23 protein-coding genes and 1 tRNA gene are annotated in these 26,954 nt (G+C 69.3%); 19 read left to right on the forward strand and 5 right to left on the reverse strand.

Annotated elements, in window-relative coordinates; translation table 11 throughout:
• Positions 1 to 76 precede the first annotated feature (76 nt).
• Positions 77 to 358, reverse strand: a complete 282-nt coding sequence (locus tag AB0I94_RS05975; protein WP_363308183.1) for a TraR/DksA C4-type zinc finger protein — start codon at positions 356 to 358, stop codon at positions 77 to 79.
• 274 nt (positions 359 to 632) lie between these two features.
• Between AB0I94_RS05975 and AB0I94_RS05980 the strand changes: the two genes are divergently transcribed.
• The 3 genes from AB0I94_RS05980 to secD all read left to right on the forward strand — a co-directional run bounded on the left by AB0I94_RS05980 (position 633) and on the right by secD (position 6,528).
• Positions 633 to 1,658, forward strand: a complete 1,026-nt coding sequence (locus AB0I94_RS05980; RefSeq protein WP_363308184.1) for a HAMP domain-containing sensor histidine kinase — start codon at positions 633 to 635, stop codon at positions 1,656 to 1,658.
• The gene (locus AB0I94_RS05985; protein WP_363308185.1) at positions 1,648 to 2,304 is read left to right on the forward strand and encodes a response regulator transcription factor; all 657 of its coding nucleotides are present in this window, start codon (positions 1,648 to 1,650) and stop codon (positions 2,302 to 2,304) included. The genes AB0I94_RS05980 and AB0I94_RS05985 overlap by 11 nt, the downstream gene beginning before the upstream one ends.
• A 1,851-nt stretch (positions 2,305 to 4,155) precedes the next feature.
• The gene (gene secD / locus AB0I94_RS05990) at positions 4,156 to 6,528 is read left to right on the forward strand and encodes a protein translocase subunit SecD (RefSeq protein ID WP_363308310.1); all 2,373 of its coding nucleotides are present in this window, start codon (positions 4,156 to 4,158) and stop codon (positions 6,526 to 6,528) included.
• On the opposite strand, the gene AB0I94_RS05995 is transcribed toward secD, so the two are convergent.
• From AB0I94_RS05995 to AB0I94_RS06010, 4 genes are all read right to left on the reverse strand, one after another.
• A complete protein-coding gene (locus AB0I94_RS05995) occupies positions 6,500 to 7,078 on the reverse strand; it encodes a dihydrofolate reductase family protein (RefSeq protein ID WP_363308312.1) in 579 nt (192 codons plus the stop codon). The two genes, secD and AB0I94_RS05995, sit on opposite strands and share 29 nt — an antisense overlap.
• A gap of 93 nt (positions 7,079 to 7,171) precedes the next feature.
• Complete coding sequence (locus tag AB0I94_RS06000; RefSeq protein ID WP_363308186.1) at positions 7,172 to 7,585, reverse strand: DNA-binding protein; 414 nt, start codon at positions 7,583 to 7,585, stop codon at positions 7,172 to 7,174.
• The gene (locus tag AB0I94_RS06005) at positions 7,582 to 7,845 is read right to left on the reverse strand and encodes a CopG family transcriptional regulator (protein WP_363308188.1); all 264 of its coding nucleotides are present in this window, start codon (positions 7,843 to 7,845) and stop codon (positions 7,582 to 7,584) included. Before AB0I94_RS06005 ends, AB0I94_RS06000 begins: the two co-directional genes overlap by 4 nt.
• A gap of 194 nt (positions 7,846 to 8,039) precedes the next feature.
• Positions 8,040 to 8,111: transfer RNA gene (locus AB0I94_RS06010), tRNA-Arg, on the reverse strand.
• A 167-nt stretch (positions 8,112 to 8,278) separates the two neighbouring features.
• Here AB0I94_RS06010 and AB0I94_RS06015 point away from each other — a divergent pair.
• From AB0I94_RS06015 to AB0I94_RS06090, 16 genes are all read left to right on the forward strand, one after another.
• Complete coding sequence (locus AB0I94_RS06015) at positions 8,279 to 8,797, forward strand: response regulator (RefSeq protein ID WP_363308313.1); 519 nt, start codon at positions 8,279 to 8,281, stop codon at positions 8,795 to 8,797.
• A gap of 317 nt (positions 8,798 to 9,114) precedes the next feature.
• On the forward strand, positions 9,115 to 10,431 hold the full coding sequence (nrtL, locus tag AB0I94_RS06020; RefSeq protein WP_363308189.1) for an ArgS-related anticodon-binding protein NrtL: 1,317 nt from the start codon (positions 9,115 to 9,117) through the stop codon (positions 10,429 to 10,431).
• A 139-nt stretch (positions 10,432 to 10,570) separates the two neighbouring features.
• Positions 10,571 to 11,962 (forward strand): diaminopimelate decarboxylase, encoded by a 1,392-nt coding sequence (gene lysA / locus AB0I94_RS06025; RefSeq protein WP_363308190.1) that lies wholly within the window; start codon positions 10,571 to 10,573, stop codon positions 11,960 to 11,962.
• A 152-nt stretch (positions 11,963 to 12,114) separates the two neighbouring features.
• Positions 12,115 to 13,404 (forward strand): homoserine dehydrogenase, encoded by a 1,290-nt coding sequence (locus tag AB0I94_RS06030; RefSeq protein ID WP_363308314.1) that lies wholly within the window; start codon positions 12,115 to 12,117, stop codon positions 13,402 to 13,404.
• Between the two features lie 6 nt (positions 13,405 to 13,410).
• Complete coding sequence (gene thrC / locus AB0I94_RS06035) at positions 13,411 to 14,469, forward strand: threonine synthase (RefSeq protein WP_363308191.1); 1,059 nt, start codon at positions 13,411 to 13,413, stop codon at positions 14,467 to 14,469.
• A gap of 308 nt (positions 14,470 to 14,777) precedes the next feature.
• Positions 14,778 to 15,695, forward strand: coding sequence for a homoserine kinase (gene thrB / locus AB0I94_RS06040; RefSeq protein WP_363308192.1), 918 nt, complete (start codon positions 14,778 to 14,780; stop codon positions 15,693 to 15,695).
• A 372-nt stretch (positions 15,696 to 16,067) separates the two neighbouring features.
• Positions 16,068 to 18,155 (forward strand): transcription termination factor Rho, encoded by a 2,088-nt coding sequence (gene rho / locus AB0I94_RS06045; RefSeq protein ID WP_363308193.1) that lies wholly within the window; start codon positions 16,068 to 16,070, stop codon positions 18,153 to 18,155.
• A 312-nt stretch (positions 18,156 to 18,467) separates the two neighbouring features.
• Positions 18,468 to 19,589 carry an LCP family protein gene (locus tag AB0I94_RS06050; RefSeq protein ID WP_363308194.1) on the forward strand — a complete coding sequence of 374 codons (1,122 nt, stop codon included), beginning with the start codon at positions 18,468 to 18,470 and terminating at the stop codon, positions 19,587 to 19,589.
• A 168-nt stretch (positions 19,590 to 19,757) separates the two neighbouring features.
• The gene (gene rpmE, locus AB0I94_RS06055) at positions 19,758 to 19,976 is read left to right on the forward strand and encodes a 50S ribosomal protein L31 (RefSeq protein ID WP_160507226.1); all 219 of its coding nucleotides are present in this window, start codon (positions 19,758 to 19,760) and stop codon (positions 19,974 to 19,976) included.
• A gap of 135 nt (positions 19,977 to 20,111) precedes the next feature.
• A complete protein-coding gene (gene prfA / locus AB0I94_RS06060; protein WP_363308195.1) occupies positions 20,112 to 21,188 on the forward strand; it encodes a peptide chain release factor 1 in 1,077 nt (358 codons plus the stop codon).
• Between the two features lie 35 nt (positions 21,189 to 21,223).
• Entirely contained in the window at positions 21,224 to 22,069 is an 846-nt protein-coding gene (prmC, locus tag AB0I94_RS06065; RefSeq protein WP_363308196.1) for a peptide chain release factor N(5)-glutamine methyltransferase, read from the forward strand.
• Positions 22,070 to 22,116: 47 nt separating this feature from the next.
• Positions 22,117 to 22,764 (forward strand): L-threonylcarbamoyladenylate synthase, encoded by a 648-nt coding sequence (locus AB0I94_RS06070; RefSeq protein ID WP_363308197.1) that lies wholly within the window; start codon positions 22,117 to 22,119, stop codon positions 22,762 to 22,764.
• Entirely contained in the window at positions 22,761 to 23,402 is a 642-nt protein-coding gene (locus AB0I94_RS06075) for a protein-tyrosine-phosphatase (protein ID WP_363308198.1), read from the forward strand. The genes AB0I94_RS06070 and AB0I94_RS06075 overlap by 4 nt, the downstream gene beginning before the upstream one ends.
• A 100-nt stretch (positions 23,403 to 23,502) precedes the next feature.
• Positions 23,503 to 24,774 carry a serine hydroxymethyltransferase gene (glyA, locus tag AB0I94_RS06080; RefSeq protein ID WP_363308199.1) on the forward strand — a complete coding sequence of 424 codons (1,272 nt, stop codon included), beginning with the start codon at positions 23,503 to 23,505 and terminating at the stop codon, positions 24,772 to 24,774.
• A gap of 130 nt (positions 24,775 to 24,904) precedes the next feature.
• Entirely contained in the window at positions 24,905 to 26,224 is a 1,320-nt protein-coding gene (locus AB0I94_RS06085; protein ID WP_363308200.1) for an MraY family glycosyltransferase, read from the forward strand.
• Between the two features lie 260 nt (positions 26,225 to 26,484).
• Positions 26,485 to 26,922, forward strand: coding sequence for a hypothetical protein (locus AB0I94_RS06090; RefSeq protein ID WP_363308201.1), 438 nt, complete (start codon positions 26,485 to 26,487; stop codon positions 26,920 to 26,922).
• Positions 26,923 to 26,954 lie beyond the last annotated feature (32 nt).

The raw sequence follows: 26,954 nt of genomic DNA on the forward strand, positions 1-26,954 counted from the left end.
CAGGGCGGGATACGGAGAGCGGGCGGGTGGAGGGGGTTGGTGGGAGGGGGGCCAGGCGGCGGTGGAGGGGGGGTGCTCAGTCGGTCCTGCGCTGGCAGGGGACGCAGAACTGGGTGTACGGCAGGATCTCCAGGCGTTCGACCGGGATGGGCTTGGCACAGGTGGGGCAGGTTCCGTAGCTGCCGTCCCGGACGCGGGCGAGAGCGGCGTCGATCTCCTTGAGCACCCGCTCGATGGTGTCCTTCTGCGCCAGCATCACCTGCTCCTCCACCTCTGGCCCGGCTCCGTCGATGGCCTGCAACTGGGTCAGCCGGGAGGAGCGTTCGTGTTCCAGGCGCCGGTGAGCGTCGTGCGGCATGGTGGGTCCTTCTTCCGGCAAGGTGGCCGCCAGGGTCGGCGGCGCGTATGTGACTCACCGTCGCCCGTACGCGAGGTAAAACCCATCGGGCGCAATACCCATCTGAGGCGGTCCCGGGAGCCCATCCCGGCGTGGGCGGGGCATGGGCACACCGAGGTGAGGAAATGGGCATTGGGCCCCATCGACGGACGGAAGGTGACCAGGCAGTCTGGACGGAGGCCGTTCAAGATCGGCGACTTGGCCTGACCGGCACGAGAGAAAGGCGCCACCCCCGTTGACCCTGTTCTGGCGGATCTTCGCGCTCAACGCGGTGGTGCTCGGAAGCGCCACGGCGCTGTTGCTGTGGGCGCCGGTGACCGTCTCCGTGCCGGTGGTGCTGACCGAGGCGGTCATCCTCGTGGCCGGCCTGGGCGTCATGCTGGTCGCCAACGCGGCCCTGCTGCGGATCGGCCTCGCCCCGCTGGACCGGCTCACCCGCCTGATGACCACGGTCGACCTGCTGCGCCCCGGACACCGCTTGCCGGAGCAGGGCAGGGGTGAGACGGCCGAGCTGATCCGCACCTTCAACGCCATGCTGGAACGGCTGGAGCAGGAACGGGCCGCCAGCAGCGCCCGCGTACTGCTCGCCCAGGAATCCGAGCGGCGCCGTATCGCCCAGGAGCTCCACGACGAGGTCGGTCAGACCATGACCGCGGTCCTGCTGGCCCTCAAGCGGGCGTCGGACGGGGCGGACGAACCTCTGCGCGGTGAACTGCAACAGGCGCAGGAGATCACGCGGGGAAGCCTGGACGAAGTGCGACGCCTGGTGCGCAGGCTGCGGCCGGGCGTCCTTGACGACCTCGGCCTGATCAGCGCCCTGACCTCTCTGACCACCGAGTTCGCCACACACGCGGGGCTACGGGTGGTACGCCGTTTCGACTCGGACCTGCCCCCACTGGATGAGCAGGCGGAACTAGTTCTGTACCGCGTGGCCCAGGAGGCCCTGACCAACGCGGCCCGCCACGCCGAGGCAGGCCAGGTCGAGGTGACCCTGTCCCGGTCAGGCGGTGCGGTCGGCGCAGTCGGTGCGGTGGTGCTGTCCGTCGCCGACGACGGCCGGGGGACCGGATTCGCCCACGAGGGGGCGGGGATCAGGGGGATGCGTGAACGGGCGTTGTTCATCGGGGCGACGCTGGACGTCACGTCGCGCCCGCACGCCGGTACGGAGGTGCGGCTGACGGTGCCTGTTTCGGCGGTCGATTCCGTGGCTTCGGCCGATTCCGCGGCTTCGGACTCCTCGGGGAGCGCTGATGACCAGTAAGCCGATCCGTATTCTGCTGGCCGACGACCATGCGCTGGTACGGCGCGGGGTGCGGCTCATCCTGGACGGTGAGCCCGACCTCCAAGTCGTCGCCGAGGCGGGGGACGGTGCTGAGGCCATCGCCCTGGCCCGCTCGCGCGAGGTCGACCTGGCGGTACTGGACATCGCGATGCCCCGGATGACAGGTCTGCAGGCAGCACGCGAACTGGCCGCGGTGAAGCCCGGCGTACGTGTGCTGATGCTGACGATGCACGACAACGAGCAGTACTTCTTCCAGGCGCTGAAGGCGGGCGCGAGTGGATACGTACTGAAGTCGGTGGCCGACAGGGACCTGGTGGCCGCCTGCCGGGCGGCGATGCGGGACGAGCCCTTCCTCTATCCGGGAGCGGTCACCGCACTGATCCGCAACTACCTCGACCGGGTCCGCCAGGGCGAAGAGCCGCCGGACCAGGTGCTGACGGCGAGGGAGGAGGAGGTCCTCAAACTCGTGGCGGAGGGCCACTCTTCCAAGGAGATCGCGGAAATGCTCTTCATCAGCATCAAGACGGTCCACAGACACCGGGCGAACCTGCTGCACAAACTGGGCTTGCGCAACCGCCTGGAACTAACGCGCTACGCAATCAGAGCGGGCCTGATCGAACCCTGACTATCCAAGCAAGCCTGCCCCGTCCGGTCCCGCGGCCGGTTCACCCCGCCCCGCACACCTACCCACTGGCCTGTTGGCTCGCTGGCCGCTGGCCGCTGCTCGTTGCCCGCTGCCCGCAGCCCGCTGGCCTGTTCGGCGGAGGGCTCACCTGCCCGATCCGTTCGATGCAACGCGGCCCCACCCACCATTCACCCACCGACCCATTCGCCCGCCCGCCCACCCACCTGACTGCCTCAAGGCCCAGCCGCCACTCCCCGGCCGGGCCTTGAGGCCCCGAAAGCATTGCGGCGGGCACCACCGACACGAAGAGGGGGACGGGGCGTGGCACGCTCCTCGCACACCGTCCCGCGCGCGGCAGCGCTGCTAGCGGTACTGCTTGCCGTTGTCACAGTTCTGCTGGGACGGCCCGAGCACGGCAGCACACATGCGCCTCACCCGTTCCCATCGGCGCCAACCGCCGCGCGTGCAGTGCCGTTCGATGACGACCGCGCACGGCCCCACACCACGGAGACCGCGCCGACGCAAGCCGACTCGGCCGCACCGCCGAGCCCCACATCCACCCAGACGACGCATGGCAAGCCCGCCACACCGCCAACGGCCAACACCGCGCTCCCGCTCGGCGCACCGTTTGCAGGAGATGCGAGCCCGGCGGCATTCGCCGCCGCGCCTCACGCAGAGGTGGCGAACCGCGCGGTCTCGGGCGCCGTGCTTCCGTTCAGCGCACCGTACGCAGGGGGTGCGGGCCCGGCGGTACTCGCCGCCGCACCTTACGCGGAAGAGGCGAACCCTGCAGTTCCCAGCGCTGCGTTCCCGTCCAACGCACCGTACGCAGGGGGCGCGAACCCCGCAGTCTCCAGCGTCGCGTTCCCGTCCAACGCACCGTACGTAGGGGATGCGAACCCCGCAGTCTCCAGCGTCGCGTTCCCGCTGAGCCCACCGCACGCAGACGACGCGGACCTCGCAGTCTCCAGCGCCGCAACCCGCAACCAACGCGACACCGCTGGCGAGCGCTCATCACCGCCGCTCCCTGCCGCCCCAACCGCGCACTGCACAACTGCCACCCCGCACCAGCGCGCGTGGACGCCCCCGTCGGCGGTACGCCGCCCCGCATCCCTGGAAGCAGCCGGCCCACCCGGCGTGCGCGCACCGCCCCCACCTCCCGGCACCTGAATGTCCCCCTTTTTCCGTTGACCGCGGCCAATGCCCTGGCCGCGGTGTGCCTGCCGGAGGCCTGCTGTGCACCGACCCTCACACCCCGACGCGAACCATCCCCCGGACCCGGACGGGATCCATCCCACGCACTCGAACGAGAACCGCTCCCCGGACCCAGCCGCGAACTGCGCGTCGGCCCCGGACGCGCAGTGTCCCCCGAGCGCCGACGCGCACCGCTCGTCGGACCCGGACGTGATCCGTTCCCCGAATACCGACGCGCACCACTCATCGGACCCGAACTGGCGCCGTCCTCCGAGCCCCGACGCGACCCGTTCTCCGGAACCGGACTCGACCCACTCATCGGACCCGTACGGGCACCGCCCCCCGAGCCCCGACGCGATCCGTCCGCTGGGCCCGGACTCGACGCGCTCGTGGGACCCAGATGCGACCCGTTCCCCGAACCCGCACGTGAATTGCCCCCCGCACTCGGACGAAAACCGTTCTCCAAGCTCAGACGCGACCCGCACCCCGACCCCCGACGCCAAGCTCTCCCCACACAGATCCACCCCCCGCCCCCCGCGCCGAGCCGCCGCCAACAACCCTCCACGCCGACCTACCACCCACTCCCCAGCCCGACCCACCACCCCGGACCGACGCACCCCCCGCTCCCCACGCCGAACCGCCAACCGCCCCCCGCTCATCAGAGCCCTCCTAGCCCTGGCCGCAGTAGCCCTGTCCCTCTACGTCGCCCTGACCGTGCCCATCCACCTGGGACTCGACCTACGCGGCGGCACGCAACTCGTACTGGAAACGCGCCCCACGTCCACCTCCGACGCAGGCGCGGAGGCCACCGACCGCACTATGGAGGTGCTGCGCGGCCGTATCGACGCGCTCGGTGTCGCCGAGCCCACCATCGCCCGCGCCGGGGACAACCGGATCGTCGTGGAGCTGCCCGGCGCCCAGGACCCGACCAAGGCGGCGGACATGCTCGGCCGCACAGCCGAACTCACCTTCCACCAGGTGATCGGCGCAGCTAAGAAAACCGGCGACACCCCGAACCGCCCCACACCGCCGTCCAGCCCCCACCAGCAAACCCTGGCCGACGAGTCAGGCAACCCCCTGCACCTGGAGGCAGCCTCACTCACAGGCAAGCAGGTCGAGAAGGCCACCAACCGCTTCGACCAGCAAGGCGGTGCCGGTTGGCACGTCACCGTCGACTTCAAGGGACCAGGACGCGACGGTTGGGCCCGCCTGACAGGCGAAGCCGCCTGCCATCCGGCAGGCGACCCGGCCCGCCGGGTCGCCATCGTCCTGGACGGCAAGATCATTTCCTCGCCGCAGGTAGACCCCTCGGTCCCGTGCCGCTCCGGAATCAGCGGCGGTTCGACGCAAATCACCGGCTCATTCAGCGACAGCGAGGCCCGCGAACTGGCCCTGCTCATCAGCGGTGGCGCCCTGCCCGTACCGGTGGAGATCATCGAGCAGCGCACGGTCGGCGCCAGCCTCGGCGCGCAAGCCATCACGGCAAGCATCTGGGCCGCAGTAATCGGCACCACGCTGACTTCACTCTTCATCATCGCGATCTACCGCCTCATGGGCGCCATCGCCACCGTCGCCCTGGCCGCCTACGGCCTGATCTCCTACGCCGCCCTCGCAGCGCTCGGCGCCACCCTCACGCTCCCCGGCCTCGCCGGATTCGTGCTGGCCATCGGCATGGCGGTCGATGCCAACGTTCTCGTCTTCGAACGTGCCCGCGAGGAGTACGCAGCGCGGGACCGCCCGACGCCACGGTCGACCCTGACCGCAGGATTCCGCAACGCCTTCAGCGCGATCGCGGACTCCAACATCACCACTCTCATCGCCGCGGGCCTGCTCTTCTTCCTCGCATCAGGCCCGGTGCGAGGCTTCGGCGTCACGCTGGGCATCGGAGTCCTGGCGTCGATGTTCAGCGCTCTGGTCATCACCCGCGCCCTAGCGGACTACGCCGCGGCACACCCCGCAGTACGCCGCCGTCCCGCCCTGACCGGCATTGCGGACATCGGCACCATCCGCGCCTACCTGACTCGCGTAAATCCCAACCTGATGCGCCACCCCCGCAGATGGCTGGCGGCCTCAGCAGCCGCGCTGACCCTGGCCACTGCCGGAATCGCGGTACGGGGCCTCGACTTCGGAATCGAATTCACGGGCGGCCGCGTGATCGAATACGCCACCGAGACTCCCGTCGCCCCGGAAAGAGCGCGAACGGCCCTGGCGGAGGCAGGCTTCCCCAAAGCAGTAGTCCAAACAACAAACACCCCCGTCACCCCCACCACTCCCGTCACCCCCGACATCCCCAACGACGCTCCCGCCACCAACGACGCCCCCAACGCCCACCGCCTCACGATCCGCACCCACACCCTGACGAACGCCCAGGCAGAGACGATCACCGCGACGATCGGCAACCTGACGCATGACCAGCCACCCGAAAAGCTCCGCGACGAATCGATCGGCCCCAACCTCGGCAAGGAACTACGCCAAGGCGCCCTGATCGCCCTCGGAGTGGCGCTAGCCGCTCAACTCGCGTATCTGGCGGCCAGATTCCGCTGGGTACTGGGAACGGCCGCAGTCGCCGCCCTGGCCCACGACGTGGTCATCCTCGTCGGCATTTTCGCGTGGCTGGACAAACCGATAGACGGCGTCTTCCTGGCCGCACTCCTCACGGTGATCGGCTATTCGGTAAATGATTCGGTGGTGGTATTCGACAGAATAAGAGAACTAACAACAAAAACCCCCACCCGTAACCATGCTCACTCCCGAACAACACCTCAAGTGACCACCAAACGCACAATCACATCCACAACCAGAGCCACAAACAGGGCCCTTATCCAAACTCTGCCCCGAACCATCAACACAGGCGTGGGCGCAGCGTTCATCCTCACGGCCTTGGCAACTCTGGGAGAGGCGCCCCTGACCGACTTCGCCCTGGCTCTCCTGGTCGGCCTGGCGGTCGGCACCTACTCCTCCATGTTCACCGCCGCACCCCTGGCGCTCGAACTGTCAAGCCTCAGGCGTGCACGGAGGGCCGATAGATGAGCTCTTGAGTACGACCGTCGAGCGTCCGGCACTCGATCAGATCGAGGTCGAAGTCGTCTGCACCCTGGAAGATCGGATCCAGGCCGCTCCGGCCGGTGATCACCGGAAAGAGCGTCACCTGGACCCGGTCGACCAGACCGGCGGCCATCAACGCCCGGTTCATGGACAGGCTGCCGTGCGAGCGCAACGGCACGGCAGACTCTTCTTTGAGTCGAGCGACGACATCAACGGCATCACCGCTCGCGACCTCCGCGTCCGGCCAGTCAAGGGGCTCCTTCAGCGTGGTCGAAACGACGGTCGCCGGCAGGTTCCGCATCCGCGTGACCCACGGATCACGCACCTCGGACTCCTCGGTGCTGGAGGCCAGCATCTGCGCGAACGCCCGATACGTATGGGCCCCGAAGACCATCCGCTGCTCCTCGTCGTACAGAGCGAAGCGATGATCGAGGAGCTCGGGGCCCTGCTTGCCCCAGTAGCCGGTCCAATTGCCACTTGCGGCGCCGAAACCGTCAAGGCTGGAAAAGACGTCGAACGTGTAGGTGGCGGTCATGATGGTCTCCTCGTTGCGGTCGATGGCGTGTCGCCAATACAGACCGTCCACCACGACGAAACTCATCGTTCGTCGTGGAGGTGGGGAAGGACGTCAGACCTTGATGATGGCGACACGTCCGCCGCACAGCGCGGTGAGCTCGTCCGGGTCGGAAGTGAGAACTGTGACGGGGCCGGAGGCGGCCAGCGCTGTGGCGCTGAGTATGGCGTCCATGGCGTACTCGTGGCCGTGGAGACTCGCGTCGGCAAGGAGCATGGCGGCGTGCCGGGCGATCGACTCGGTGACCGGTTCCACGACCAGGCGGGAGAGCGTCCACTCCAGGGCTGGGCGGTTGATCCGGGGGTGAACCACTTCCACCAGGGTGGCCGCCGAGGTGACTACGCGCAGGTCATCGGCGCGGGCAAGAGCGAGCCAGCCAGTCACGGTCCGGTCGCGCAGGACAGCTTTGGCAAGCCCTTCGCTGTCGAGGACGAGCGTGCCGCCGGGAACGGCGGGAGACCGGGTCACGAGGCGCTCGCCCCGTCGTGCGTTTGCTCGCGGCGCGCCTGGTGGAGCTGGTCGCGGAGGGTTTGGACCTCCTCTTCAGTCACGGGGCCGTGCTCGGCCTCAGCCACCTGGATGAGTTCGTTCAGATTGTCGCGCTCGATCTGACGGGCGACGGCTGCAGTCACGTAGGCAGAAAGGCCGGACGGCCCTCCCCGAGCCTTGGCGGCCTCGGCGATGTCGCGCGGCATGGTGATCGAGTACTTGCCGGTAGGCTCACTCATACCACCAATCCTACCTCTCATCCTCCCAGCGGCCCGCGGAACCATGCTTGAGCCCGCTGGCACGCTCCGTCGAAGCCGGAGCCGCTCTGCAACTACCCGACGGTGCCGCCGAGTTGAGTACGCCTGGACATACGCGAAGACCCCGTCACCAGCGAAAGCGCTGACGGCGGGGTCTTTGGGCACCTAATCCACGGTGCCCCCGGCAGGATTCGAACCTGCGCACACGGCTCCGGAGGCCGTTGCTCTATCCCCTGAGCTACGGGGGCGTGTCGGCGCGGTTTGCGCGGCGACGTGTAGAACCCTACCAGCTCCGAACGGCTCCCCATGAACAGGTATTTCCGCACTCCGTGGCCGCGGAGGGAGGACGCATCAGCACCCTGCGTCCCAGGAGTCAACCTTGGTTTCGCCGCACGGTCCTTCGCGCGGGGCGGAAGTGGGGAAAAGCCGGACGCGGTGGTGGGCGCGGACCTACTCTCGAGTTGTGTCAGGCGTGTCAGGCCGCGTGCTTGTTGTCGACGACAACAAGGTCATCCGGCAGCTGATCAGGGTCAACCTCGAGCTGGAGGGCTTCGAGGTCGTGACCGCGGCTGATGGTGCCGAATGCCTGGATGTGGTGGAGCAGGTCAGACCCGATGTCGTCACGCTCGACGTGGTGATGCCCCGCCTCGACGGGCTGCGTACCGCCGCTCGGCTGCGGTCTGATCCGCGGACCCGGGATCTGCCCGTCGTCATTGTCAGCGCCTGCACCCAGTACGAGGTGGAGAGCGGGCTCGAGGTCGGGGTGGATGCCTTCCTCGCCAAGCCCTTCGAGCCTGCCGAACTCCTCGGGATCGTACGGCAGTTGGTGGAGAACGGTCGACGTGGTGGGGCCGCGAGCGACGGTGGGGCGCTTAGTGGTGAGTTTGGGGCTGCCGCCGGTGAAGCCGAGCGCGCCGGCCGCCCCGGCGGTTGACCCTCACCGCCTCACCGCCCTGCCTGCCCTTTCCGCCCTCGCCGCCCTCACCACCCTCGCCCCGTAGTGGGACGCCCCGTCTTTCCCTCGCAAAGAAGTGGTCCTCACCCTCCCCTCGCAAGGGGACGCCCCGCCTTCGGCCCTCAGCGGACGACTCCGCCCGTCCCGCCTGGTCTGCCCAGCCCCCGACCGCCGGGCCCTCCGGGGAAGGCCTCCGCCCCGCCGAACCTCCAGCCGCAATCCCCACCCGTCCACATCCCGGACCATCAGGGAAACCAGGTCGCGTCACCACCCCCCTCCTCCCATACGCTTGACCCGTGACCCCCGTCGAGCTCTCCCGCACCGTGCTGCGCGCCATGCGTCGTGCCGTTGATGACGGCGAGCTCAGTGGCCTTGACGACCTCAGTGACCTGGGCAAGCTGAGTGATGTCGGGGGCGCAGGCGCCCCCTGGCGGGTTGTCGTCGAGCGGCCTCGGCCCGGGGGGTGCGGGGATTACGCCACCAATGTCGCCCTGCAGGTCGCCCGCGCCGCCGGGCGTTCTCCCCGGCAAGTAGCCGAGGTGCTCTCCCCGCGGCTCGCCTCGGAGCCCGGCATCGCGGCCATCGACATCACCGGGCCCGGCTTCCTCAACATCACCCTCGATCGCGGCAGCGACACCAGCGGCCACGCGGGCAGCAGCCCACTCGCCCCCGGCAGCAGCCCCGTAGCCCCCGGCAGCGACACCACCGCCCCCCACCGTGGGACCAGCGGCAGCGGCACCACCATCCCCCCCGGGGGCAGCAGCGGCAGCGCAGCCCTCGTACGTGACGTACTCGAGCGCGGCGCCCACTACGGGCACGTTCTGCCCGCCCCGGCCCCGGCGACCAGCCCCAGCCCCAGCCCCACCGCCCCGCGCCCCACCGGCCCGCAGGAAAGCCCCACCCCCCTCCTCACCCTCCGCTTCCCCCGCGAACCCCGCGCCGCCGTCCTCGCCGACTCCCTGCGCCGCATCCTCCGCACGCAAGGCGTCCCCGTCCGCCTCACCTGCGATGAAGCCCCCGACCCCAGCTGGGCGGCGGCAGCCGGCCTCGGCGTATGCATCGACGCATACGAAAAGCTCCCGGCGGACGCTGCCGCGGGTGTTCAAGTGGAAATCCTCCGCCCCCGCCCCGCCCCGGCCGACCCCACCCCCCTCGGTCGCGACGCCGGGCGCTGGGCGCTGCTCTGGCCCGCCGGCCACGATCTGCCCCGCGTCAGCGACGAGCATCTGGTCCAGCGTGCGAGCAATCCCCTCTTCCGTGTGCGGTACGCCCACTCCCGCATCCGTGCCCTCACTCGCAACGCCGCCGCGCTCGGTTTCGCCGCCGAGCCCGGGGACATAACCGGGCCGGAGGCGTGGGGTCTTCTCGACGCTCTTGTCGACCATCCCCGCATCCTCGCCGCGGCCGCCCGGCACCGTGCGCCCGACCGGCTCGCCCGGCAGCTCGTCGTCGTCGCCGATGCCTTCCTCGCCTTTCAGCCTGACGTTCTGCCGCTCGGTGACGAGAAACCCTCGGCCGCCCACCGCGCCCGGCTCGCCCTTGCCGAAGCCGCCGGGACGGTGCTCGCAGGCGGCCTGTCCCTGCTCGGCATCAGCGCCCCCGAGTACTTGTGACACGTGAAGACGCGACTGACGTGACGAATGCAACCGACGTGGCTGACGCGACGCACGCGACCGACGCGCCCTACGCGACCAACGCGACGCACGCGACCGACGCGCCTTACGTGACTGACCTGAGAGAGACGACCGCGACATGAGCCGTTCCGCCCACCCCGCCGGGCCCCGCCACGCCGACGTAGTACCCGAAGGGCACTACACCGCCCCGGCCGACGACCTGAATTCCCTTGATCCGAAGGTCTGGTCCCAGACCGTCGGGCGCACCGCCGACGGTGTCGTCACCGTCGGCGGCATGGAGGTGACCCGGCTCGCCGAGGAGTTCGGTACCCCCGCCTACTTCCTCGACGAGGCCGATTTCCGCGCCCGCTGCCACGCCTGGCGCGGCGCCTTCGGTGCCGACGCCGACGTCTTCTACGCCGGGAAGGCCTTCCTCTCGCGGGCGATCGTGAGGTGGCTGCACGAGGAGGGGCTCAATCTGGACGTGTGCAGCGGCGGCGAGCTCACCACCGCCCTCGACGCCGGCATGCCCGCCGACCGCATCGCCTTTCACGGAAACAACAAGACCCCGCAAGAGATCGAGCGGGCCATCGAAGCCGGTGTCGGGCGCATCGTCCTCGACTCCTTTCAGGAGATCGCCCGCGTCTCGCACATCGCCGAGCGGCTCGGCAAGCGCCAGCCCGTGCAGATCCGCGTGACCGTCGGCGTCGAGGCCCACACCCACGAGTTCATCGCCACCGCCCACGAGGACCAGAAGTTCGGCATCGCCCTCGCCGGAGGGCAGGCCGCCGAGGCCGTGCGGCGGGCCCTGCGGCTCGATGGGCTTGAGCTCATCGGCGTGCACTCGCACATCGGGTCGCAGATCTTCGACATGGCGGGCTTTGAAGTCTCCGCCCGCCGCGTCGTCCAGCTGCTCGCCGAGATCCGTGACGAGCACGGCGTCGAGCTTCCCGAGATCGACCTCGGCGGTGGCCTCGGCATCGCCTACACCTCCGAGGACGACCCCCGCGAGCCGCACGAGATCGCCAAGGCGCTGAGCGAGATCGTCACGCGTGAGTGCGAGGCCGCCAATCTCAGGACTCCTCGTATCTCCGTCGAGCCGGGGCGTGCCATCGTCGGGCCCACCGCCTTCACCCTCTACGAGGTCGGCACCGTCAAGCTTCTCGAAGGACTGCGTACGTACGTCTCTGTCGACGGCGGCATGTCCGACAACATCCGTACGGCTCTCTACGACGCCGAGTACAGCGTCGCGCTGGTCTCGCGCGAGTCCGACGCCGAGCCGATGCTCGTGCGTGTCGTCGGCAAGCACTGCGAGAGCGGGGACATCGTGGTGAAGGACGCGTTCCTTCCGGCGGACCTCGCTCCGGGCGATCTGATCGCCGTGCCCGCGACCGGCGCGTACTGCCGTTCCATGGCGAGCAACTACAACCACGCCCTGCGTCCGCCGGTCGTCGCCGTGCGGGACGGGGAGGCGCGGGTCATCGTCCGGCGCGAGACGGAGGAAGATCTTCTGCGTCTCGATGTCGGCTGAGGAAATAATCGGCCGGAAGAGGGCCGAGAGAAGCGACTGGCCCGGTATCGGCCAGTGAAATAGATGTCTCATCATCCGGACCGTGGATAGAAACTGCGATCCGGTGGGTGAGACTGGTCCCACTGTAGATGTATGAGAAGTGAGGTCGGATGATGCGTACGCGTCCGCTGAAGGTGGCGCTGCTGGGCTGTGGGGTTGTCGGCTCAGAGGTGGCGCGCATCATGACGACGCACGCCGACGACCTCACGGCCAGGATCGGCGCCCCGGTGGAACTCGCCGGGGTGGCCGTGCGCCGGCCGTCGAAGGTGCGGGACGGAATCGATCCTTCACTTGTCACCACGGACGCGACCGCCCTGGTCAAACGCGGTGACATCGACGTCGTCGTCGAGGTGATCGGCGGCATCGAGCCCGCGAAGACCCTCATCACCACGGCCTTCGAGCACGGTGCCTCCGTCGTTTCCGCCAACAAGGCGCTCATCGCGCAGGACGGCGCCGCGCTGCACGCCGCCGCCGAGGAGCACGGGCGGGACCTTTACTACGAGGCCGCCGTCGCCGGTGCCATTCCGCTGATCCGGCCGCTGCGCGAGTCCCTCGTCGGCGACAAGGTCAACCGGGTGCTCGGGATCGTCAACGGGACCACCAACTTCATTCTCGATGCCATGGACACCACCGGTGCCGGGTATCAGGAAGCCCTCGACGAAGCCACCGCGCTCGGGTACGCCGAGGCCGACCCGACCGCCGACGTCGAAGGCTTCGACGCCGCCGCCAAGGCCGCGATCCTCGCCGGTATCGCCTTCCACACGCGCGTGCGTCTCGACGACGTCTACCGCGAGGGCATGACCGAGGTGACCGGCGCCGACTTCGCGTCCGCGAAGCGCATGGGCTGCACCATCAAGCTGCTCGCCATCTGTGAGCGCGCCGCCGACGGCGGCTCCGTCACCGCGCGCGTGCACCCCGCGATGATTCCGCTCAGCCATCCGCTGGCGTCGGTCCGCGAGGCGTACAACGCCGTCTTCGTGGAAGCGGAGGCCGCGGGCCAGCTCATGTTCTACGGGCCCGGCGCGGGCGGTTCGCCCACCGCGTCGGCCGTGCTCGGCGACCTCGTCGCCGTCTGCCGCCACAAGCTCGGCGAAACCACCGGGCCCGGCGAATCCGCGTACACCCAGCTGCCCGTGGGCTCCATGGGCGAGGTCGTCACGCGCTACCACATCAGCCTCGACGTAGCCGACAAGCCGGGTGTTCTCGCCCAGGTCGCGACGGTCTTCGCCGAGCACGGCGTATCGATCGATACGGTCCGTCAGACGGGCAAGGACGGCGAGGCCTCTCTCGTCGTCGTCACCCACCGCGCGCCCGACGCCGCCCTCAGCGGCACCGTCGAGGCGCTGCGGAATCTCGACACCGTGCGTGGTGTCGCCAGCATCATGCGGGTTGAAGGGGAGTAGTCAGTAATGACCCACCAATGGCGCGGAATCATCGAGGAGTACCGGGACCGTCTTCCCGTCTCCGACACGACTCCGGTCGTGACGCTCCGCGAGGGCGGCACGCCGCTCGTGCCCGCGCAGGTGCTCTCCGAGCGCACGGGCTGCGAGGTACATCTCAAGGTCGAGGGTGCCAACCCGACCGGGTCCTTCAAGGATCGCGGTATGACGATGGCGATCACGAAGGCCAAGGAGGAGGGCGCCAAGGCCGTCATCTGCGCCTCCACCGGCAACACGTCGGCCTCGGCCGCCGCCTATGCCGTACGCGCCGGGATGGTCTGCGCGGTCCTCGTGCCGCAGGGCAAGATCGCGCTCGGCAAGATGGGCCAGGCGCTCGTCTACGGCTCGAAGATCCTCCAGGTCGACGGCAACTTCGACGACTGCCTGAACCTCGCCCGCGCCCTCTCGGAGAACTACCCGGTGGCGCTGGTCAATTCGGTGAACCCGTTCCGCATCGAGGGCCAGAAGACCGCGTCGTTCGAGATCGTCGACGCGCTCGGCGACGCCCCCGACATCCACGTCCTCCCGGTGGGCAACGCGGGCAACATCACCGCCTACTGGAAGGGCTACAAGGAGTACGCCGCCGACTCGGTCTCGACGCGTACCCCTCGCATGTGGGGCTTCCAGGCCTCCGGTTCCGCGCCCATCGTGCGCGGCGAGATCGTCAAGGACCCGTCGACCATCGCCACCGCGATTCGCATCGGCAACCCCGCGTCGTGGCAGTACGCCCTCGACGCGCGTGACGAGTCGGACGGCTTCATCGACGAGGTGACGGACCGTGAGATCCTGCGCGCCTACAAGCTGTTGGCGTCGCAGGAGGGTGTCTTCGTGGAGCCGGCGTCGGCCGCTTCCGTCGCCGGTCTGCTGAAGGCGGCCGAGCAGGGCAAGGTCGACAAGGGGCAGCGGATCGTCTGCACCGTCACCGGGAACGGCCTCAAGGACCCGGACTGGGCCGTCGCGGGCGCGCCGCAGCCGGTCACGGTTCCGGTCGACTCGGCCGCCGCCGCCGAGCGCCTGGGCCTGGCGTAGCCGAAACTGGTCTGGTGCGACCTTCCCGGATCTGGCATAACCGTCCCGGTCGGGGATAACCGCAGCCGGACGGCGGGCATAACCGCCTGGAAAACCCGCAACTCCGCATAGGGGGTGCACAGGGGGCTTACGACACGCATCGTGCGCCTCCTGTGCGCCCTATGTCGCCACGGAACCTTCCTTCGATAGGCTGTACCGAACCCGCCCCGCCGCATATGCCGCGGTGCTGCCGCAGAGCGGCCTTCGGGTAGTGCCTCATCACGTGGCAAGTCCTCAAAAGATCGCAGCTCAAGGAGAGTCATCGAGCGATGGCCGGTCCCGCGTTCCGCGCCGCCGCCGTCCGGGTGCGCACCCCCGCCACCAGCGCCAACCTCGGCCCGGGCTTCGACGCCCTCGGCCTGTCGCTGGGTCTGTACGACGACGTCGTCGTGCGGGTGGCCGACACCGGACTGAACATCGACATCGCAGGTGAGGGCAGCGAGACGCTCCCACGCGACGAGTCGCATCTGCTGGTACGTTCCCTCCGCACCGCCTTCGACCTGCTCGGCGGACAGCCGCGCGGGCTCGAAATCGTCTGCGCCAACCGCATTCCGCACGGCCGGGGCCTCGGCTCCTCGTCCGCCGCCATCTGCGCGGGCATCGTCGCCGCCCGCGCCGTGACGATAGGCGGCGACGCCCGGCTCGACGACAACGCCCTGCTGGAACTCGCCACCGAGATCGAGGGCCACCCGGACAACGTCGCCGCCTGTCTGCTCGGCGGCTTCACGCTCTCCTGGATGGACGGGGGAGCGGCACGGGCGATCAGGATGGACCCCGCTGACTCCGTCGTTCCGGTGGTGTTCGTACCGGGAAAGCCCGTGCTCACGGAGACCGCGCGCGGATTGCTCCCGCGCACCGTCCCGCACGTCGACGCCGCCGCCAACGCGGGCCGGGCCGCACTGCTCGTAGAGGCCCTCACCAGGCGCCCCGAGCTGCTGCTCCCCGCCACCGAGGACCGGCTCCACCAGGAGTACCGCGCACCAGCCATGCCCGAGAGCGCCGCCCTGGTCGAGCGCCTGCGCGCGGACGGTGTCCCGGCGATGATCTCCGGCGCGGGACCCACGGTCCTCGCGCTGGTCGATGAGAGTGCGGCGGACAAGGTCGCACGCCTCGCGGGCGAGGGCTGGGCGGCCAACCGCCTGGCGCTCGACGCGTCCGGCGCGAGCGTGTTGCCGCTCGCGCCCTGACACCCGTTAGCCGGTTAGAAGAGGGGGAATGTTTGTTGGATCCGGTAGTGTTAACCTCAAGTCTGCACCCGACCCCACCATGGCGAGGTGCTTCGTGTCCCCGTCCGGGACATCCATCCTTCCGGGAGCCTCCCAAACTGCTCTGTGCCTCGCACTGAGCGGTGCCGAGCACGCTCCGGAACCGGCGTGACCGAGCCGAGTGACACCGCACCTCAGTGGCACCGCACCGGGACTCGCCATCACCAGTGAATTCTTCCGCCGCGCGTTGGCGGACCACCGCCCCGGCACGGTCCACACACCAGAGGACCTCCGGACAGCACAACCGGTCGCCGAGCCAGACAGGCCGACGTCCGCTCCAGGGAAGGACCCTTCGTGAGCGACACCACCGATCTGATGGGCGTGACTGCCGACACGCCCGCCACGGACGCCTCTGCGGCGCCTGCCACCGGTGCTTCGGCCGGGTCCCGGCGGCGCCGCGGCACCGGCCTCGATGGCATGGTGCTGGCGGAACTGCAGCAGGTCGCATCCGGCCTCGGTATCAAGGGCACCGCGCGGATGCGCAAGAGCCAGCTGATCGAGGTCATCAAGGAGGCGCAGGCCGGGGGCGGTGCCCCCGCGAAGAGCGCCGCGCCCGCCTCGTCCGGCGACACCGAGACGAAGCCCAAGCGCCGCGCCACCTCGAAGGCCCGGACGGGCGAGGACACCGCCGCGAACGCCGACAAGGCCACCAAGGTGAGCAAGGCCGACAAGGCCGAGCAGCCGGCCAAGGCCGAAGACGCCGCCCAGCAGCAGATCGACATCCCGGGCCAGCCCGCGGGTGCCGACAAGGGCGAGCGACGCCGTCGCCGTGCCACCGCCGACGCGGGCAGCCCCGAGACGGTCACCGCCGAGGCGAAGAGCGAGCCGAAGAACGAGGCGAAGAACGAGCCGCAGAACGACGTCAGGAACGAGGCCAGGACGGACGCGCCGTCCGAGGCCAAGGGCGACGGCTCCGGTGACAACAACGCCGACGGCCGCCGTGAGCGCCGTGACCGCCAGGGCCGTGGCCGCGACCGCGACCGCCGCGGCAACAAGGGCGACGAGCAGCAGGGCGGCAACCGCCAGCAGGGCGGTGGCCGTCAGGACCGAGGCGACCGCCAGGACCGTCAGCAGCGGGACCAGCGCGACCAGCGGGACCAGCGCGACAACGGCCCGCAGGACGACTTCGACGACGAGGCGGGTGGCCGCCGCGGCCGCCGTGGCCGTTACCGCGACCGCCGTGGCCGCCGTGGCCGCGACGAGTTCGGTGGCGCCAGCGAGCCGCAGGTCGCCGACGACGACGTACTGATCCCCGTCGCGGGCATCCTGGACATCCTCGACAACTACGCGTTCATCCGTACCTCGGGATACCTCCCGGGTCCGAACGACGTGTACGTGTCGCTCGCCCAGGTCCGCAAGAACGGTCTGCGCAAGGGTGACCACGTCACCGGCGCCGTCCGCCAGCCCAAGGACGGCGAGCGCCGCGAGAAGTTCAACGCGCTCGTCCGCCTCGACTCGGCCAACGGCATGGCGGCCGAATCCGGGCGCGGGCGACCGGAGTTCAACAAGCTGACGCCCCTGTACCCGCAGGACCGGCTGCGTCTCGAGACCGACCCGGGCGTGCTCACCACCCGGATCATCGACCTCGTCGCGCCGATCGGTAAGGGCCAGCGAGGGCTGATCGTGGCCCCGCCGAAGACCGGCAAGACCATGATCCTCCAGGCGGTCGCCAACGCGATCACGGTCAACAGCCCCGAGTGCCACCTGATGGTCGTCCTGGTCGACGAGCGTCCGGAAGAGGTCACCGACATGCAGCGGTCGGTGAAGGGCGAGGTCATCTCCTCGACCTTCGACCGTCCGGCCGAGGACCACACCACGGTCGCCGAGCTGGCCATCGAGCGCGCCAAGCGCCTCGTGGAGCTGGGTCACGACGTGGTCGTGCTGCTCGACTCCATCACCCGTCTGGGCCGTGCGTACAACCTGGCGGCCCCGGCCTCCGGGCGCATCCTCTCCGGTGGTGTCGACTCGACCGCGCTCTACCCGCCGAAGCGCTTCTTCGGTGCGGCGCGCAACATCGAGGACGGCGGCTCGCTGACCATCCTCGCCACCGCGCTCGTCGACACCGGTTCGCGCATGGACGAGGTGATCTTCGAGGAGTTCAAGGGCACCGGCAACATGGAGCTCAAGCTCGACCGGAAGCTCTCCGACAAGCGCATCTTCCCGGCGGTGGACGTCGACGCGTCCTCCACCCGTAAGGAAGAGATCCTCCTCAACGCGGAGGAGCTCGCGATCGTCTGGAAGCTGCGCCGGGTGCTGCACGCGCTCGACTCGCAGCAGGCCATCGAGCTGCTTCTCGACAAGATGAAGCAGACGAAGTCGAACGCCGAGTTCCTCATGCAGATCGCGAAGACGACCCCGACGCCGGGCAACGGCAACGACTAGTCCCAGCACAGCAAAGGGCCGCCCCCGTCGAACAGACGGGGGCGGCCCTTCTGTGTCGTGGCCCCCTGAATGACCTTGGCCACACGCCTAAGAGATTCTTACGGTCACGGGCCGTAGCTTCAGGGCGGGAGAAACCGCAGGTGAGAGGCTAAAAGGCCGGGAAGGGAGTGCACGTTGCGTCACGAGTGAGCGCCGGGGCGCTCACAAAGCGCTGTGCAACCCTTCTTTCGGTTTCCCCGTCTGACAAGTGACGACAAACCACGCCTGACCCTGAAAGCAGGGGGTAACCGACCGACGAGGACTGAGGAGCACATGACCGACGAGAGCGCACCAGCGGATGCGAAGCCGAAGCGGCCCCGAGGTGGTGGCGGTCGGCGTCGCAAGCCCCGCGAAAAGCGCAGCAAGGTCCTCGTCGTCACCGCGTGGACCGCGGCATCGGTGATCGTCCTCGGCGGTACGGGCCTCGGTTTCGTGTACTTCAAGCTCAACGGCAACATCAAGGGCGTCGACATCAACGCGGCGCTCGGCACGGACCGCCCGCAGAACGTCGACAACGGCTCGCAGGACATCCTCGTCCTCGGCTCCGACTCCCGCTCGGGCGACAACGCCAAGTACGGCAAGGACGAGGGCGCCGCCCGCTCGGACACGGCGATGGTCGTGCACGTGAACAAGGGCCACAAGACGGCCAGCGTCGTCTCCATACCCCGCGACACCCTCATATCCCGCCCCGAGTGCCAGACGGACGACGGCAAGACGGACCCGGGCGGCCAGCGGCAGATGTTCAACACGGCGTACGAGGTCGGCGGCCCCGCCTGCGCCGTCAAGACCGTGGAGAAGATGTCCGGCATCCGGATGGACCACTACGTGGAAGTGGACTTCTCCGGCTTCAAGAAGCTCATCAACACCCTCGGCGGCGTCGAGATCACCACCAAGAAGGCGATCAACGACAAGGACAGCCACCTCAACCTCGAGGCCGGCACGCACCAGCTCACCGGTGAGCAGGCCCTCGGCCTCGTCCGCACCCGGCACGCCGTCGGCGACGGCAGCGACCTCGGCCGCATCCAGCTCCAGCAGGCCTTCATCAAGGCCCTGATCAACCAGGTCAAGGACGTCGGCGTCTTCAGCAACCCGAAGAAGCTCTACGACCTGGCGAACGACGCGACCAGCGCCATCACCACCGACTCCGACCTGAACGACGTCAAGAGCCTCGCGGGCTTCGCGGGCGGCCTCAAGGGCATCGGCGCGGGCGACATGAAGATGGTCACGATGCCCGTCCAGTACGACCCGGCGGACCCCAACCGTGTCCTGCCCCTGGAGAAGGCCGACCGGCAGGTCTGGGCCGCGCTCAAGGCCGACAAGCCCATCCCCAAGTCCGCCACCGAGAAGTCCGCGGGCGACAAGGGCGACGCGAGCGATGTCGTGACCAGTGACTAGACGTCGCGGCCGGTAACCAGCCGCGTCCGGAGCCCGCCGGGAATAGAACGGCACCCACCCCGGTTTGGGCAGATGCGACCAGTCCTGGCAGACTGGACCGTCGGCCCCGGTTCACGTACGAGCAATCCGCGCGTACGACCCGGCGCCCTCCCGAAACTAGGAGACACCTTGAAGCGCGACATCCACCCCGAGTACTTCGAGACCCAGGTCAGCTGCACCTGTGGCGCCGAGTTCACCACTCACAGCACGATCTCCAGCGGCCGCGTCCGCGCCGAGGTCTGCTCCGAGTGCCACCCGTTCTACACGGGCAAGCAGAAGATCCTCGACACCGGTGGCCGTGTGGCCCGCTTCGAGGCCCGCTTCGGCAAGGCTGCAGCCAACAAGTAGCGAGCCACTGCGCCGGTCTTCGGCCGCCCCCGGGAGGGGACGGTTGGGACCGGCGCTTTGCCGTCTGATCGCAGCAGCCACCTTCGCGTAGAACCCTTGCGCAGTACCTTCGCGTAGAAAACTCAGGAGACCCCGATGTTCGAGGCGGTCGAGGAACTGATCGGCGAGCACGCCGATCTGGAGACGAAGCTCGCGGACCCGTCGGTCCACGCCGACCAGGCCAACGCGCGCAAGCTCAACAAGCGCTACGCCGAGCTGACCCCGATCGTCTCGACGTACCGCGCCTGGAAGCAGACCGGCGACGACATCGCGACGGCCCGTGAACTGGCCGCCGAGGACCCGGAGTTCGCCGCCGAGGTCAAGGACATGGAGCGGCAGCGCGAGGAGATCACCGAGAAGCTGCGGCTTCTCCTGGTGCCCCGTGACCCCAACGACGACAAGGACGTCATCCTCGAGGTCAAGGCGGGCGCGGGCGGCGACGAGTCGGCGCTCTTCGCCGGCGACCTCCTGCGCATGTACCTGCGGTACGCGGAGCGCGTGGGCTGGAAGACCGAGATCATCGACGCCACCGAGTCCGAGCTCGGCGGCTACAAGGACGTCCAGGTCGCCGTGAAGACCAAGGGCGGCAACGGCGCGACCGAGCCCGGCCAGGGCGTCTGGGCGCGACTGAAGTACGAGGGCGGCGTACACCGCGTGCAGCGTGTGCCCTCCACCGAGTCGCAGGGCCGGATCCACACCTCGGCGGCCGGAGTCCTGGTGACGCCGGAGGCCGAGGAGGTCGACGTCGAGATCCTCGCGAACGACCTGCGCATCGACGTCTACCGCTCGTCGGGCCCCGGCGGCCAGTCCGTCAACACGACCGACTCCGCGGTGCGCATCACGCACCTGCCCACCGGCGTCGTGGCCTCCTGCCAGAACGAGAAGAGCCAGCTGCAGAACAAGGAGCAGGCGATGCGTATTCTGCGCTCCAGGCTCCTTGCCGCGGCGCAGGAGGAAGCGGAGAGCAAGGCGGCGGACGCCCGTCGCAGCCAGGTCCGCACGGTCGACCGCTCCGAGAAGATCCGGACGTACAACTACTCGGAAAACCGGATCTCGGACCACCGTGTCGGCTTCAAGGCGTACAACTTGGACCAGGTGCTCGACGGAGACCTCGACGCGGTCATCCAGGCCTGCGTCGACGCGGACTCCGCAGCCAAGCTCGCGGCCGCGTAAGTACCCGACAACCGCACTGCCCCCGGAGGACCAGCGTGAACCTGCTGCTCGCGGAAGTGGCTCAGGCCACCCAGCGGCTGGCCGACGCCGGCGTGCCCTCGCCGCGCAACGACGCGGAGGAGCTCGCGGCCTTCGTGCACGGCGTGAAGCGGGGCGAGCTGCACTCCGTCAAGGACTCGGACTTCGACGCCCGCTACTGGGAGACGATCGCGCGCCGTGAGGCCCGTGAGCCGCTCCAGCACATCACCGGGCGCGCCTTCTTCCGCTATCTCGAACTTCAGGTCGGGCCCGGGGTCTTCGTGCCGCGGCCCGAGACCGAGTCGGTCGTCGGATGGGCGATAGACGCGGTGCGTGCGATGGACGTCGTCGAGCCGCTCATCGTCGACCTCTGCACGGGCTCCGGGGCCATCGCCCTCGCCATGGCGCAGGAGGTCCCGCGCTCGCGCGTACACGCCGTGGAGCTCTCCGAGGACGCCCTGAAGTGGACGCGGAAGAACGTCGAGGGGTCCAGGGTCAAGCTCTCCCAGGGCGACGCCCGTGACGCGCTCGTGGAGCTCGACGGCCAGGTCGACCTCGTCGTATCGAACCCGCCGTACATCCCGCTCACGGAGTGGGAGTACGTCGCTCCGGAAGCCCGCGACTACGACCCCGAGCTGTCGCTCTTCTCCGGCGAGGACGGTCTCGACCTGATCCGCGGCATCGAGCGCACCGCCCACCGTCTGCTGCGGCCCGGCGGCGTCGTCGTCATCGAGCACGCGGACACGCAGGGCGGCCAGGTGCCGTGGATCTTCACCGAGGAGCGGGGCTGGGCGGACGCGGCCGACCACCCCGACCTCAACAACCGGCCGAGGTTCGCGACCGCACGCAAGGCGATGCCGTGAGCCCCACCACTTCAAGCCAGCAGTACGTGTACGAGGAGGCCCGTTAGATGGCACGGCGATACGACACCAACGACGCGACCGACCGTACGACCGGTCTGCGCGAGGCCGCGTCGGCCGTCCGCCGTGGCGAGCTGGTCGTGCTGCCCACCGACACCGTCTACGGGATCGGTGCCGACGCCTTCACGCCGGAGGCGTGCGCCGACCTGCTCGACGCCAAGGGCCGTGGCCGCAACATGCCCACCCCTGTCCTCATCGGCTCCCCGAACACGCTGCACGGCCTGGTCACCGACTTCTCCGAGTCGGCCTGGGAGCTCGTCGACGCCTTCTGGCCCGGCGCCCTGACCCTGGTCGCCAAGCAGCAGCCGTCGCTCCAGTGGGACCTCGGGGACACCCGTGGGACCGTCGCGATCCGGATGCCGCTGCACCCCGTCGCCATCGAACTGCTCACCGAGGTCGGCCCCATGGCGGTCTCCTCGGCGAACCTCACGGGACACCCCGCTCCGGAGGACTGTGACGCCGCGCAGGAGATGCTCGGCGACTCCGTCTCCGTGTACCTGGACGGCGGCCCGACGCCGGGCATCGTTCCCTCCTCCATCGTGGACGTCACCGGGAAGGTGCCGATGCTGCTGCGCGCGGGCGCCCTGTCCGCGGAGGAGCTCCGCAAGGTGGTACCCGACCTCGAGGTGGCGAATTGACAGCCCCTGAGACGGGGCGTGGCATAGCGGCTTATCCCGATTCGTTCCGCATCCTCCACGTCAGCACCGGCAATGTGTGCCGCTCGCCGATCACTGAGCGGCTGACCAGGCATGTCCTGGCCGACCGTCTGGGTGATCCGTTCACCGGCGGCCTGATCGTGGAGAGCGCGGGCACGTGGGGGCACGAGGGCGCCCCCATGGAGACCAACGCCGAGGCGGTGCTCGCGGACTTCGGCGCGGACGCGTCCGGCTTCAAGGGACGCGAGCTCCTCGACGAGCACGTCATCCGGGCGGACCTCGTCCTGACGGCCACCCGGGACCACCGGGCGCAGGTCATCTCGATGGGCCACTCGGCGGGCCTTCGCACCTTCACGCTCAAGGAGTTCACGCGGCTCGTGCGGGCCATAGACCCCGCGACGCTGCCCGACCCCGACGGGGGAGTGGTCGAGCGGGCCAGGGCCCTCGTGCGGGCCGCCGCGGCGCTGCGGGGCTGGCTCCTGGCGCCCACAGCCGAGGCGGACGAGGTGTACGACCCCTACGGGGCGCCGTTGCCCTTCTTCCGATCGGTGGGCGACGAGATCAGCGAAGCGCTCGATCCGGTGGTGACGGCGCTGACGGGCGTGCGGGCCAAGGCCTAAACCTTTCTCTGCGCTTTCCGGACGCGGGACGCCGCGCGAGCACGGTGTGGCGGGCCTACATTGGAGGGGCCCTCACCCCTCGCGAGGCCCGGAGCCAAAGATGCCGGTCAGCACCGCACCCACCGCAGCCCCGACGGCGCCCGCTGACTTCGACGCGCTTCGACGCGCGGACCCCCAGATGGCGGAGGTACTCCTCGCGGAGCAGGACCGGCAGGCGTCCAGCCTCCAGCTCATCGCCGCGGAGAACTTCACCTCGCCGGCGGTGCTCGCCGCACTGGGCTCGCCCCTGGCCAACAAGTACGCCGAGGGCTACCCCGGCGCGCGTCACCACGGCGGCTGCGAGCTGGTGGACGTCGCCGAGCGCATCGCCGTCGACCGCGCCAAGGCCCTCTTCGGCGCCGAGCACGCCAATGTGCAGCCGCACTCCGGCTCCTCCGCGGTCCTCGCCGCGTACGCCGCCCTGCTGCGCCCCGGCGACACCGTCCTGGCCATGGGCCTGCCGTACGGCGGCCACCTCACGCACGGGTCACCGTCGAACTTCTCGGGGCGCTGGTTCGACTTCGTGGGGTACGGCGCCGACCCGGACAGCGGACTCATCGACTACGACCAGGTCAGGGTGCTGGCCCGCTCGCACAGGCCGAAGGCGATCGTCTGCGGCTCCATCGCCTACCCGCGGCACATCGACTACGCGGCCTTCCGCGACATCGCCGACGACGTCGGCGCGTACCTCATCGCCGACGCCGCCCACCCGATGGGCCTGATCGCCGGGGGAGCGGCCCCGAGCCCCGTGCCGTACGCCGACGTCGTCTGCGCCACGACCCACAAGGTGCTCCGCGGCCCGCGCGGCGGCCTGATCCTGTGCGGGACCGAGCTCGCGTCGCGCATCGACCGGGCCGTCTTCCCCTTCACGCAGGGCGGCGCGCAGATGCACACGATCGCCGCCAAGGCGGTCGCGTTCGGCGAGGCGGAAACCCCGGCCTTCACCGAGTACGCCCACCGAGCGGTAGCCAACGCACGCGTCCTGGCCCGGGCGCTGGCCGCCGCGGGCTTCGCGATCACCACCGGCGGAACCGACACGCACCTGATCCTGGCCGACCCCGCGCCCCTGGGCGTCGACGCGCACACCGCCCGCGGCAGACTCGCGGCCCGCGGTCTCGTCCTCGACACCTGCGCCCTGCCCTACGCCGACGGGCGCGGACTGCGGCTCGGCACCGCGGCCGTCAGCACGCAGGGGATGGCGGATACGGAGATGGTGCGGATCGCCGACCTCTTCGCCGATGCGGTGCGTGACGAATCCAAGGAAACGAACGACTCGAAAGCACGGGAGGAAGTGCGAAAACTGGTGGGCAGATTTCCGCCGTATACGGGCTAGGTCGGGGTAGGGGCGTCAGGGGAAGGCGCGTACTCGTGCAACCATCGTCGCTACCCGGAAGTCCCCAACCATATGCACGCAGAGCTAGGGTGTGGGGCTGAGATGGCCAGCGATACCTGTGGGGAAGCCCGTGCGTGAATACCTCCTTACGCTCTGCATCACGGCCGCGGTGACTTACCTGCTGACCGGCCCGGTGCGGAAGTTCGCGATCGTGGCCGGCGCCATGCCGGAGATCCGCGCCCGCGACGTGCACCGGGAGCCCACGCCCCGGCTCGGCGGTATCGCGATGTTCTTCGGGTTGTGCGCCGGACTCCTCGTCGCCGACCACCTGCCGAATCTCAACGACGTCTTCGAGCGCTCCAACGAACCGCGCGCGCTGCTCTCCGGTGCCGCGCTGATCTGGCTGATCGGCGTCCTGGACGACAAGTTCGAGATCGACGCCCTGATCAAGCTGGGCGGCCAGATGATCGCCGCCGGCGTCATGGTGCTGCAGGGCCTGACGATCCTGTGGATCCCGGTCCCGGGCTTCGGCATGGTCCTCCTTGACCAGGGCCAGGGCACGCTCCTGACGGTCGCGCTCGTCGTCATCACCATCAACGCGGTGAACTTCGTGGACGGCCTCGACGGCCTCGCCGCGGGCATGGTGTGCATCGCGGCCACGGCGTTCTTCCTGTACGCCTACCGCATCTGGTACGGCTACGGCATCGAGGCCGCGGCCCCCGCGACGCTCTTCGCCGCGATCCTGATGGGCATGTGCCTGGGCTTCCTGCCGCACAACCTCCATCCCGCCCGGATCTTCATGGGGGACTCGGGCTCGATGCTGATCGGCCTGGTCCTCGCGGCGGGTGCGATCTCCGCCACGGGTCAGATCGACGGCGACGCCCTGAGCCTGAACTTCGGCGGCACCCGCGATGCCACGCACGCGATGCTCCCGGTCTTCATCCCGCTCCTGATGCCGCTGACGATCATCGCGATCCCGTTCGCCGACCTGGTCCTCGCGATCGTCCGGCGTACGTGGAACGGCAAGTCGCCGTTTGCTGCCGACCGCGGTCACCTCCACCACCGCCTCCTGGAGATCGGCCACTCCCACAGCCGCGCGGTGCTGATCATGTACTTCTGGTCGGCGCTGATCGGCTTCGGCACGGTGGCCTACTCGGTCCACTCGGCCAGCATGTGGATCCTGTTGCTGATCGTCGCCCTGAGCGCGGTGGGCCTGGTGCTGCTCATGCTGCCGCGGTTCAGGCCGCACATCCCGCGCTGGGCGGAGTCCTTCGTGCCGCCGCGATACCGGCGGCGCAAGACAGCGGCCGCGGAGGCGACCGGTGAGACGCACGAGGCGGAAGAGGAGGCGGGGGACCGCCCTCCGGTCGAGTCAGGCGTCAACGGGGCGACGGCCGTCGGCACCCGCTCTCGCATCGAGGACCGGCACAAGGCCGAGTCGTCCAGCTGACCGCCGCAGGCAAACTCGCCCAATACCAGACAAGCTGCCGCCCTGCGTGCACATACGCGCGGATTAACTCTCATGTGTGACGCCGGGCACACCTAGCAGGTAAAGACCTCATCAAATAGTTTGTGATACCGTTCACGAAACCAGGGGATAGAGCCGAAGGACCGTAGTGCGACGGTCCACCGGCCCGAGGGACACTCTCGACCCCGGACTACGCTCGTCCATGACGACACCCTGCCCCCATCAGTAAGCGGAGCGCCGCCATGCCGTCTCAAGACACCCGAACTCTTCTTCTGTCCGCCGTACCCACTGCTGCCGCCGGTGCGATCACCGCAGCGGTCAGCGCCGTGGTCGCGGGCGGCAAGGGGGCTCTCGGTGCGGTCGTCGGCACCCTGGTGGTCATCGTCTTCATGGGGCTCGGGATGTTCGTGCTTCAACGCACGGCGAAATCGCTTCCGCAGTTGTTCCAGGCGATGGGGCTGATGCTCTACGTCGCCCAACTCCTGCTGCTTCTTGTCTTCGTGGCTCTCTTCAAGGACACCACGTTGTTCAACCCCAAGGCTTTCGCCGTGGGTCTCGTGGTCGCGACCGTCGTGTGGATGGCGTCGCAGGCCCGCGCGTTCATGAAGGCCAAGATCCTTTACGTCGATCCCGACTCCGAGCAGAAGGACAAGCCGGAGAAGTCGGGGTCCTCGACGTGAAGGGTAGGGCCGGGATAAATGCGCGTTCGAGA

Origin of the sequence: Streptomyces sp. NPDC050147 (genome assembly GCF_040660195.1) — a bacterium.
GTDB lineage: Bacteria > Actinomycetota > Actinomycetes > Streptomycetales > Streptomycetaceae > Streptomyces.